Below are 239 nucleotides of genomic sequence, written 5' to 3' on the forward strand. Positions count from 1 at the left end.
TTCGGCGCTGAAGGCCACCGTCTCGTACTGGAAGATACCCAGATCGGCCAGCACGAAGTCGGTCCAGTCCTGGTGCAGGTTGCCAAAGAACAGCAGACGCAGGCGATCGCAGAGGTCCATCAGCGTCAGCCGCCAGACGCCCTCCGCCACCAGCTCGGGCACGGTGGCGGTCCAGCCGCTGAAGGTCAGGGGCGTGGCCTGCTCGGCTTCCAGCCGCGCCAGCCAGTCTTCCTTGCGCC

Annotated in this window: 1 pseudogene; it reads right to left on the reverse strand. The window is 66.9% G+C overall.

The features are described 5' to 3' along the window. A pseudogene (locus FS767_RS22580) lies at nucleotides 1-239 on the reverse strand (VRR-NUC domain-containing protein); the annotation flags it as partial.

The sequence above is a fragment of the Pseudomonas sp. DE0010 genome (assembly GCF_007680745.1).
GTDB lineage: Bacteria > Pseudomonadota > Gammaproteobacteria > Pseudomonadales > Pseudomonadaceae > Aquipseudomonas > Aquipseudomonas parafulva_B.